General features: G+C 33.8%; 5 protein-coding genes. 1 reads left to right on the top strand and 4 read right to left on the bottom strand.

The window, feature by feature from the left end; all coding sequences use genetic code 11:
- Positions 1-988 precede the first annotated feature (988 nt).
- Complete coding sequence (locus tag FN817_RS13630; RefSeq protein ID WP_142718429.1) at positions 989-3,571, bottom strand: T9SS-dependent M36 family metallopeptidase; 2,583 nt, start codon at positions 3,569-3,571, stop codon at positions 989-991.
- Between the two features lie 1,045 nt (positions 3,572-4,616).
- On the opposite strand from FN817_RS13630, the gene FN817_RS13635 reads away from it, so the two are divergent.
- Entirely contained in the window at positions 4,617-5,096 is a 480-nt protein-coding gene (locus tag FN817_RS13635) for a hypothetical protein (RefSeq protein WP_142718430.1), read from the top strand.
- A gap of 911 nt (positions 5,097-6,007) precedes the next feature.
- Here the strand turns inward: FN817_RS13635 and FN817_RS13640 are convergent.
- The 3 genes from FN817_RS13640 to FN817_RS13650 all read right to left on the bottom strand — a co-directional run bounded on the left by FN817_RS13640 (position 6,008) and on the right by FN817_RS13650 (position 11,624).
- Entirely contained in the window at positions 6,008-7,246 is a 1,239-nt protein-coding gene (locus FN817_RS13640) for a pyridoxal-dependent decarboxylase (RefSeq protein ID WP_142718431.1), read from the bottom strand.
- A gap of 436 nt (positions 7,247-7,682) precedes the next feature.
- Positions 7,683-10,208, bottom strand: coding sequence for an alpha/beta hydrolase family protein (locus tag FN817_RS13645; RefSeq protein WP_142718432.1), 2,526 nt, complete (start codon positions 10,206-10,208; stop codon positions 7,683-7,685).
- A 33-nt stretch (positions 10,209-10,241) separates the two neighbouring features.
- The gene (locus FN817_RS13650) at positions 10,242-11,624 is read right to left on the bottom strand and encodes a RagB/SusD family nutrient uptake outer membrane protein (RefSeq protein WP_142718433.1); all 1,383 of its coding nucleotides are present in this window, start codon (positions 11,622-11,624) and stop codon (positions 10,242-10,244) included.
- Positions 11,625-11,645 lie beyond the last annotated feature (21 nt).

The raw sequence follows: 11,645 nt of genomic DNA on the forward strand, positions 1-11,645 counted from the left end.
AGAATAAGGTAAATGATATTATCGTTCATGAAATTTCTTATTTATGGTAATTTTATCACTAATACCACTATAGTTTTTTCCTAATTAAACAGAACACTGTAGTAAGTTGTTTAAATATCGGAATAAAACAGGAGTATTTATCGAGATTATAATGAGCTAATTTTGATTGAATTTAAAACATTTACATAATTTCAACTTATGCCTCATATATTTCTTTAAATACCTCTTATTATTGCTGTAGTTAAACGTAATATAGTGTTTGGGGTACTATTTTTTTGTACGTTTTTTTTATCCTTATTTTATAAACAATATCTTTCCTGAAAAAAAGGATCAGAATAGTTTTTTTCCCAAACAAATTTGTATTAATATGATATTCCCATTTGTTGGCCATATAGTAATTGGCTTGATCATTCATCTCTATGAATATTTGCAGCTTACTCATACCCATATAATGTTGGTACTCATCTTTTTTTTTCATATTTATCGTGTATTTAAAGCAACTTCATTAATTCAAAAAAAGATTGTATCTTTTTAAAGGTAAATTGCTGCTCTCCCAATTCCTTTCAGATCATATAACAATGCTCCTCTAGCTTCAAAAAATCAAATTTTTACAAAAATAATATCCAAAATTATTGTAGAAAACAAAAACAATGTAGTTTTATATAGCAAAACGTATATTACAATAACTACAATTAATCGAATTCAATACAAAGATTTGAAGTTTCATAAATTATCTACTACAACCCTTAAACGAAAGAACTCGTCTATTCACATTTCTGATTCGATAGTAATTGTAAAAATGAGTATCAGAAAAGATATATAATAGCACATCACAGGGTTTAGTACGGATGGTCCAATAACAAAAAGGAGTTCGAAATTGATATTCACTCTCCATTTTTTACTTGGTTAGATTGTGATAGCAGTTATAATATTTTACTTGACAATGAAGTATTTTTCCTTACTTATATTTAAAATATTCTAATAGCATTTACTTGTTCACTATAACCTTATGCACACTTTTTAAACCAAATCCTTTTATATTAACCATATAAGTACCATTGGCCCAACCTATTGTAGGTATTACTTTTTTTGTATCCGTTAATACTTTATTTTCTGAATACAACAATTTGCCTGACATATCATAAATTTCAATATTGACCTTTCCTAATGCATGATCTGGAAAATTGATAAAGAATTCATTCTTTGCAGGATTTGGATAAATTGTAACTACAGTTCTATTTATATTTAATTCTTCAGATTCCAAAGAATTACATACGGAGGGAACAGTAAAATCCTCTGTTTGATCATTAATATCTGTTTTACTCCCCGCAGAAGCATTAACCCCTAATCCTCTTTTAGCAAAAACTTTCCAGATCATACACTTATCTATTCCACCGGTGGTTGCTTGTTCAGCAGCAAGAATTGCATTTCTTCCGTCAATAAATGTCGGGTTACAAGCCTGAAGTTTCAGAGCATCCATGACAAGCTGCATAGCTCTTGTACTGCCGTTAGTAGTGTTGGCTGTCAGATCGGCTGAATATCCGTATTTTTCAACATATTTCCAATGAAGATCCCATAGCATTGTAGCCCAGATAAAGCCTATAGAATGTCCATCCACCATGCCATTAGTATTTCCATAAGTATAATTATTAATGGTGAAATCCGGAGAATATTTGGCGGGTCGGCCTCCATTGCCGGTGGTTGGCTCTCCGATTATATAAGTACCTAAGCCTCTTGGAACTGACGCACTGCTATTCTGTGTATTGGTTAACATCAATGCAAAAAAGTCTGACCATCCTTCACCCATTTGCTCCTGACTTTCACTTGTTTCTAAACAATTATATCCTGTACCAGTTAACCTGTTTGAAACTCCATGGCCAAATTCATGGCTCATGATTCCACTGTCAAAGCTGCCATCCGGAGCAGTATCGCCTGTACCGCTTTTTAAAGTTATATTTACTGTTGTTCCAGCTTGCAACAAGTTTTTAATATATTCTCCTTCAGAGTTTTTTATCAACACTGAAGGTATCGTTATTGTATTATCCTCTCCAAAAAAGCCTATGTTCTCGAAAGCGGGATCTTCATATATTATGGCACCTATAGCACCTGCATTTTGTATATTCTTTACTTTGGTGGTAAATGTACAGGGAGGGTTTTGCTGAATTTCTGACATCGTCAACCCCTTTACTAATGCAATTTTATTAGTAAGCGAGCCGGCTGATAGTGCCGTGCAACCATTGGATACAGGGACTAACTGAATATCCCCGGTAACTCCTATAGTATTTAAAACAGGGCCAAAAGACGCTGCTTTGGCTATCGGCACCCTTGTTGTTGCTTGAGGCGGTGTGTTATAGTATAATTTTTTAATGGGAGACCATAAAAACATTTTCATAGTGGGATTAATTCCATCAGGGGTAGGAAAAAAAACAGCATTGTTCATACTTTCATTACTTTGTGCTTCTGCCAATACATAATCATTTCCGATTCCTCCATTGCTAAAATTATTTTGCTGAAAATTTCTTGCCGACTCCGTAAAGCCAAACTGATAAAAAATATCGTGAACTTTATTATTGATGTAAAATAAATTAGTAATGGCAGCATCGCGATTATCCAAAGAAGCCCCATTAACATTAAATGGGTAGTCAAAGATTCTTGAAGTCCCTCCATCCGGCGAATAATCAGCAATTTCATTGCGAACATAAGCATACACGTTGTTTCCCCTAGTAATCGTATAATGATTGGTACCGTCAGAATGCCATCCTTCGGGAGAGGCGATGAGAATCCATGGATTATTGACCAGCATCCTGCTACCAAAAGTAGGAGCTTCTACAGGTAATTTAAATACATTATAGGAAGCATGATCTGGTGACAATAAAAAACTAGGCCGTTGATGTTGTGGTCCAATAAAAACAGAAGGTTTATTTTTACTGCCTGCAAAATCATGGGAATATGCATCAGCGCTGAAATTACAGTAAGATGCCAAATTGATCTTACTAATGACAGTACCTTTCTCTGTATCCACTAATATATTCCAGTAATTAGAAGTTCCTGGCTCAGATATTAATAATTCATGGCACTCGATGAGTACATTATTGTGTATTGCATATACCTGCCTTTCTCTTACTATACTACTGTTTCCAGGGCTTGAGTCATAAAAACCAAGCAGGGTATAATTTCTGATTGCTGGTTTTTTAAAGCTATCTGCTAATATTTGTAATATACTTTTCTTATTAATGATTTTTTTGGGTTCAGAGATCGTTCCTTGATAATCTTTAATAAAATTATCCGTATAATAAAGAATATTATTATCTCTTATAAAAGCTGTTCCAACAGAGCTGTATATGGGAATTCCATTGTAGACTTGCTGGAATTTAACAACACTTCCATTCAATGATTTTGATCGGTCTACATTCTCAATTATAAAGTTGGTAAGATCCTTTTTTTTAAACTCTTCAAGCTTATTACTTGAAATATAACTTCTTATCAGATCTTCATTATTCTGAGAAAACAAATTATTAGACAAAAATAATAAAAATGCATATAGAAGCACAGGCAATTTTTTCTTTTTCATATTGTACTGTATTTGTAAGAAGAAAAAAATATTTTATAAACCATATTTCCTCTCATAAGTGATAATAAAAGCAGAAAAGCAGTGAAATTAAACGTGATTTTTGTTGTATTTGAAATCACAATTGATCGAAAATAATCTAGCAGCTATATTTAGGAATTTTGTTGCCATCATATATGGACATTACTTAAAGTGACATAATGTTGGAATAGTACACTCAATTCTTGTCATACAATTTTCTTAGAAATTACATAATGTTAAAACCCGAAATACATCCTCTTGATTGTATATTACAAACATAAAGCATATATATCGCAATACCCAATAAAACAATATAGTTTTATTTAGACTTCAATGTAAAATAATAATTACATCACTTATACCTTTTGAATATTGAGCACACAGATACATTACATCAACATTATCACTTTTTATAATGATACAATTTAATCGGCTATTTTTTTGGATTTCAACATGTTAATTAATATATCTATAAAAAGTTATTCTCTTCTTATTACAATTTTAGAATAGTCTTTTGAAACCTGACAAATTAATTTTCATGACTCTATTTCGTCTTCTTCATCTGTTTAGTTATACATCTAGATAATTATGGAGAAATACCAAAGCATTCCCAGCATCTTAATGCTAAGATCTTTACGGGACAGATTTCTAGTTAAGGTGTGTAATTGATCCTGATAAAAAAAATGATATAACGGTCTTTATGTTTAAGAAGGGCATTAAACATTGGCCGAGTTTGTTGCGGATTGACATTTCTTAGCTGCTGCTGCCATAAAAAACAGCAAACATTAGTAATAAAACTACAGTCAATTAGCGATAACACTACTGTTGTTAAATGAAATATGAAAAATATCTTTTTTAAATTTGAACTGTATCTTTTTAAGAACACTTAATTTATCATGCAATTAAGAAAATGAAAGATATTACATTTTATGTATCAGATCTTATTTACTTAGTCAACAGAGACTGCAAAGCTATTCAAACTGCTATAACTAACCTCTTCAATAATCTAATCTATAAAACCAAGCATATGAAAAAATTATTATTATTGTTAGGCATTATGACTTTCTGTGTCAATGTAAGTATTGCACAAACAATTACAACAACAAAATCCATTGAATCAAAAGCTAAAAAGAAAACAGCAGATGCTGTTAAACTAAAAAAAGATGGCACACCGGATAAACGCTATACTAAAACCTCAACAGCAATTTCTGACAAAGTAACTGCCGCTCCAAATGCAACTTCAAATACAGGTGGTATTAAGTTAAAAAAGGATGGTACACCTGATAAACGTTACAGTACAGCAAAAGAAAAAACAGAAACCACACCAACACAGGCTCAATCTGTTAACAGACCAAATATTCCAAACATAAACACTACAAAGGTATATACACCCACCGTAGATCGAACTTTAAAGGGGCCTAATGGTGAAGAAATATTGACAGGCCCTAGAGGCGGTAAATATTATATCAATAAAAACGGAAATAAAACCTATATAAAAAGGCAGTAATAGAAATTAAGTGTTTCAACTGTCTAACAACAAACCTCTGATAAATATTAGAGGTTTGTTATCCTTGTCTGATTTTGTGTTCCGGTTGGATTTTATTAAATATATTTTTTAGTTAAAATGAATTTTCATCCAAAACAAGTAATCCTCCCTTATCATAGAAATTTAAATTCTTTTGAGTAATCGTTTTCTATTTTCTTATTTAAATTGCAAAAGTTATTAATTCAGATAATATCATACAAATGGATTAGTAAAGATAAGATTGGTTTATCCGCTCTGGTATTACTAGAAAATTGAATTTATAGAGTTAAAACAATTTTGATAGATAATTCAATTTATGAAAAGAATAAGTTTAATCACTATTATAAAATTATTGTCCTAACTTAGAGTATAGTCCAGATTTTCAAGGACACTACTGTCATTGAAGCAATGGAAGGTATAATTTCCAGAGCCATCATTATTAAACCCAATGGTTTCGAAGAAAGTATTTACAAAGACATATCAAATTTGTGTATTTCCTGATCACATATATTGAAAATAATACTTTCATTCAATTGTGGATTTAAAAGTTTAGGACGATATTGCCAAAGTACTTATAAATACATTTTGCATGATCTCCCGTACAGTATCTCTGTCTTTTACTTTTTTTGATGTATATAAACACGTTTGTTGTAAGCATAAAAAAAATCTTTATACTTTTCTTCATCTATTTTAGCACTTTTATGGAAAAACAACATAGTAATATTACAATAATTGGTTAGTGAAACAAATTTATGTAAATAATTTGTAATAGAAAATCCTGCAATAAACTTAATATCAAGTATTAAACTTTATGAAATTAAGTAGAATTGCATAATCAAATTGCTTTAGAATGTCTTTTTAAATATTTTTTTGAAATGATCATAAGAATATCATTAATTACACTCACACTTATTAAATTTATCCAAATCATTTATAAATTCAGAAAGCAGCGCTGTGGTGACATGAGGCATCACCACAATCTTCCACCATTTGGGCGAATGATAGTTATCAGCAACCAAATTGTATTTTTCTGCAAGCTCTTTGGGAATAAATGGTGCTTTTATGGAAACAATATTCATATGAGGATTTCTGTAGAATTTTACTTTCATTTTAACAAGTTTATGACATATAAAGTCTGTGCGGCTTATCACTTGCGCTATTGCATCGGTCCATCCCGTAGAACCGTAACTCTTTAAAATCATCCATATTGCTACTGCATTGGCGCCGGACCTGCTCCCACATAACGTGAAGTCTGAACCATATACATAGGCAGCTTCCGAAGTCTGAGACTGATCAATCAGCCCTTTTCTGCATAAGAAAATTCCAGTGCCATAAGGAGACTGAAGCATTTTATGCGCATCAATTGTAATTGAACTAATCTCAGGATTTTGAAAGTACAGATCCTTTTTAGAAGAAGAAAAAGGATAGATAAATCCTCCAAAAGCAGCATCAACGTGCACAAAATAATTACAAAAATCCTTTCTGACAATATCTAAAAAAAGATCAGCATCATCAATACTGCCAAACATTGTTGTTCCCATAGAAAGGTGTACAATAATGTATTTAATACCTTGAGCAGATGATTTTTTCAATTGATTCTTCAAATCATCCTGAATCACTCTTCTGTTATCAGCATCTACTTTAACACAAATCGGAGATATTCCTAACAGGTTAGCACCTTTATACACAGAATAATGAGCATCTTCAGTAAAAACAATTCCTATTTCAGAGATCAGAGCTCCTTTTTCTTTCATAAAATAGTTTCTGTAAATCCATTGGGCCTGAATATTTGCTTCAGTACCTCCAGTAGCTACATATCCATCATATTCTCCTTTTTTTGCCTCTAAAATCTCTTCAGCACAGATCTGTAATAGTTCAATTTCCAGCTGTTGTGTCCCTAAAAAATACTTTTCCCCTTTATTATAGGTATGACATCCAATATGATTGGGATTGTGCATCAGAACAGAAAGAAAAGGTGATTCTTTTATAAATGAGGTACTATAAAATTGTTTCTGATTTAAATAAGAACCGGGAATTCCTAATATTAGATCGGTCGAATAATTAAAATTACTATTTAAAGCCTTAAATACTTTGTCTTTTATCATTCTTTCTGAAAGTTGTGCCCAGTACATGTTTTTTAAAAAGATTAATTATTAGTTATAATAGATGTGTTTTATTAATAAAATTTCCTTTTTTCACGTTTTCTGTTAAGTCAAATTTTATTCTACATTTTATTCAGATTGATGGGATTTTAATGTCTTTATTCTTATGAATAAGATATAATAAAACATTTGAAGCTCTATTTTATTGGTTGTAAATTTAAAATTTCTACTTCATAGATAGACATGTGAAAATGTAGATTTATACAGAAATACACGTAAAATAATTACTATATCTCAATTCTGAATTTAGAAAATTATCAACATTTGAAAAACAAATTAATTGGAAGAAATAATGATATATACTTCTAATTACATCATTTCTTTTTGAATAACTCAAACTTAACTTCACCACTATAAACTAAAACAAGAAATCAGCCTGGCAAAATACCGGACTGATAATAACAAGTCAATAACTGAATTTTTCTGAGGTTCTGAAAGCTACTCGATCTGAGTGTTTCTTTATTTGTTTATTGATCCATGGAACATCTTGATGATCCTTGAGAAAATATCCAAACCACTCCAGCATCTTAATGCTAAGATCTTTACGGGAAGAATTTCTTGTTAAGGCGTGTAATTCGTCCTGATAGAAAAGGGCAATAACGGTCTTTTTATGTTTCCGGAGCACATTATACATTGTCCGGGTTTGTTCAGGATTGACATTTTTATCTGCTGTCCCTGTCCATAACAGCATGGGAGCATTAACCTGATGAGCATAATACAGCGGGTTATTATCAATATACCTTTGTTTATGGGTCACAAAATCTCCAAACCTGAACTGCCCATCTTCATACCTCCAGTAATCAGCAGAAAAATGATTATAGTTAAATGCAAAGGAAGTATTGATCACATCTGAAATGGATGCCCCTGAGATATAGGCAGCAAACCGGTCAGATTGAGTAGCAATGAAATTGGTCTGATACCCGCCAAAAGACTGTCCTACAAGACCTACCCTTTTCATATCTGCCTGTTGTATTGTTGCAAGCTGGTCGAGGGCATTGTTGACGCAATGTAGCGCTGAGTATCCAGGTTCTTTATCTCCTGGACTGATATCCGGAAGCAAGATTATATAACCTGATTCCAAAAAAAATCTTTCATTAAAACCTCTGGAGTTTTTAAAAGTAGGAGGAAGATATTTATTGGCATTCTGACTTTGCATTTCGTATATAGAAAGAACAACAGGATACTTTTTATCTTCCTTGAAATTAGGAGGAAAATACAGAATTGCACTCAAATCTTCATTGTTCGGGCCTTTATAATGGAGGCGCTTCATAGTTATCATTTTTGTAGAAGCTGGCTGCTGTGATGCATAGAGCGTCCGTGCTTGTTCATTAGGTTTCTTTATGATAATTTCAGGAGCCTTGTTATAGTTCTCTCTGATCCAGGTATAGGATTTTGAAATTTGGTTGTAGGAAACTTCGGTAATCCGGTCGTCTGTATTAAGGATAAGATACAAAGACCGTCCGTTTTTCCAGCTGACTACAGAAGATCTGACAGAATAGTCTTCCTTTATCTTTAACAGAAGCTCATGCTTAAGACCCACAGTCGGGTATATAATGCTGTATCCTAGTTCTGATGTTTGCTTTTCCGCATTAAGGATTTCAATAGTTCCCGTAAAAGTACCTTGTTTGGACTTTGCAAAGTTCCTAAGATTCTGAAGCCATATTTCATTACCTCTGACCCAAAGAACTTTATCGGATGAACAGTAGTATGGTGTTGAATACTCAGGCAGATCAATTTCTTTTCTTTGGTTGGTTAGAGTATTGTATACGTTCCACCTGCTGTCTTTTCTATACAACAACCATTTTCCAGATGGGCTTATGTGTATTCCCTGAGAGATTTCGTCTACAAAAAGATGGCTGTTAATTTCAGGATTATAAATAAAGAACCGCTCTGGATAATCCTTCCCTTTCTTATCATGAGGATCTACCAATGTAGAATCAATTTCTTTGGTTAGAAATAACCCTGACTTTCCTACAGCTGTCATTTTACCAAACCGTTTGCGGTCAGCAGATACGATTCTGTTTTCTAGTGGATACCAGAGAACATACCTATGGAAAGGCTTTTCATGGAAGTGCTGCTCCAGATCAAAATCCTTTCCATACCAAATGTCTACCATACTCTTTTCTATTTCTTTTTCCTTTTTATGGCTCAGCCGCAAATAAACAGCCTTGACATCTGCGGAGGGATACTGACTGACATCATCAAAATACTCCCCTTCATCTAATGAGAGTGCTGTCAGGTGAGCATTTTCATTCACATAATACGTGGTTAAGCCTTTGGTTTCCTGTAGGATTAAGGTATACCCTTTAGTCACCAGGCCTGATTCATAAATCCGGTATAGTTCAGCAGTGCCTGACCAGATTAGCTTCAGGTTTCTGCCGTTATAACAATATAGTTCGTTATTTTCATTCTTTTTAATTAATAGTATCAGTTCGTTTTTAAGTGCAAATATCCTTTCTACATCAGATATGATGTTAATCAATTTTGAATCGTGATTATAGATTTTTAAAGCCTTACTGAGCTTTTTATTATGAAGAATCCAGAAGAAATTCTGAGATTCCTGATATCCGAATTCTTTGACATGATGATGAACAGTTTCTTTGTTTGTTCCCAGAATTCTGTACTTCAGATCCTCTCCTTGTTTCATCAGAAGACCTTTATCCCCAACCTGCTTCCATGCTCCTACTCCTTCTTGCGTAAAGAGTGTTTCAGGATGATGACTGTCCGCTATTTTCAATTGCGGAGGTTTAGTTTCATAAGAGGACTGCCATACTTTCCAACTTCCATTTCGCGAAGTGGAAAGAAAACGGATCTCTTCAGAATGCTCTGTAGCCTCCTCAAGTTTCTGAAGATCAACCTGCGCGGGTAACTGCTGAGCAATAAACATCAGAATTAAAATTATGATCTGTAGTATTTTATCAATTATCTTCATAACCTTCTTCTTTTATAGATGATATTTGGTATTCTAATATCCTTGATTCTGAGGGTTAAGGTTGGAGTTAAGGAGCATTTCCTGCTGAGGCAGAGGCCATCTCTCATAATGAGCCTTCCAGTTAGGTTTTACCGTCATCAGCTCACCCAGCATTCCCCATCTTTTTAAGTCGAAAAAGCGGATGCCGTGCTCAATGAAAAACTCCCTTCTTTTTTCCTCCATCAGTTCATTCATTGCTATGGGCTGGTTTATGGTCTGCGCAAGAGGATCAAGTCCGGCTCTTACTCTTGTCTTATTGAGGTAAGGAATTGCTTCCACTACCCTGTTCTGGTGGATCAGTGTTTCCGCATACATCAAATACACTTCTTCTAACCTGTAGATCACAGAGTATTCAGTCGTATTGCTGCCTTGAAGGTTCTTATACTTAACCGATTTATAATTAACCTGTCCCTGTGCTGTTTCTTTTGAGAGATAAGCCTGTTTTCTCAGATCGGAATCAGCAAAACTATTCACTAGGTCTGTACTAAGCATATACGTGGTGGGAATTCCTGAGAAGTTATAGAGTGAAGCTTCTTTGGTGGCATCCCCTTCATTTTTAGGTTTTAACTGCCAGATGATATGGCTTCCGTTTTTCTGAAATACCTTGGTAATATCATGCTGGAATGAATAGTCAGAAGACTGCATCACAGCACCTAATAATACTTCCGCCTGAGTCCACTTTCCAAGAAGCATCTTGACTTTGGCTAAAAGGATATACCCGGCAGACTTATTGGAATATATTCTTTCCGTACTCCGGTACGCAGAAGGCAGCAGTCCTACCGCCTCTGAAAGATCTTTCTCCAAACGGTTGAGGATATCATTTCCTGAGAGCTTTGAAAGTTTACTATTTACCTTATAATCGGTGGTATCTGCAAATGGGATATCACCGTAGATCTGATGAAGGTATAAATATAGCAACGATCTTATGAAAAGGGCTTCTCCTGTGATGCGGTCCTTTACAACCTGTGATAATGATTTTGAATTCCCCACTCCTTCCAAAATACTGTTGGCAGCATAGATATGCTGGTACGCATTGGTCCAGACTGTAAGAACCATCAGGTTGGTAGGGATCTGCTGATTATAATACAGATCAACAATGCCGTTACTTCCAGCCGGTATTACCGTAGCAATATCATCCGTATATAATCCCATAAGAAGTCCCATACCGTCTTGTCCTCCTGATATCAAGGAATTGTTCCAGAGATTAGCATACAGACCAGCCAGTGTGGCATCCGCAGTCTGCTCATTCTCAAAGACCAGTTCTGTAGGAAGCTGATTGGTGGGAAAATCGGTTTCTATCCACTTTTCACAGGATATGGCAGTTAATGATAAGAATGAAAGAATTGTCTTTATTAGTTGTTTGATTGAATTTTTCATGTTTTTAGATGGAGTTTAAGG

It is taken from the genome of Chryseobacterium rhizoplanae (genome assembly GCF_900182655.1).
In the GTDB taxonomy this organism is placed as follows: Bacteria; Bacteroidota; Bacteroidia; order Flavobacteriales; family Weeksellaceae; genus Chryseobacterium; species Chryseobacterium rhizoplanae.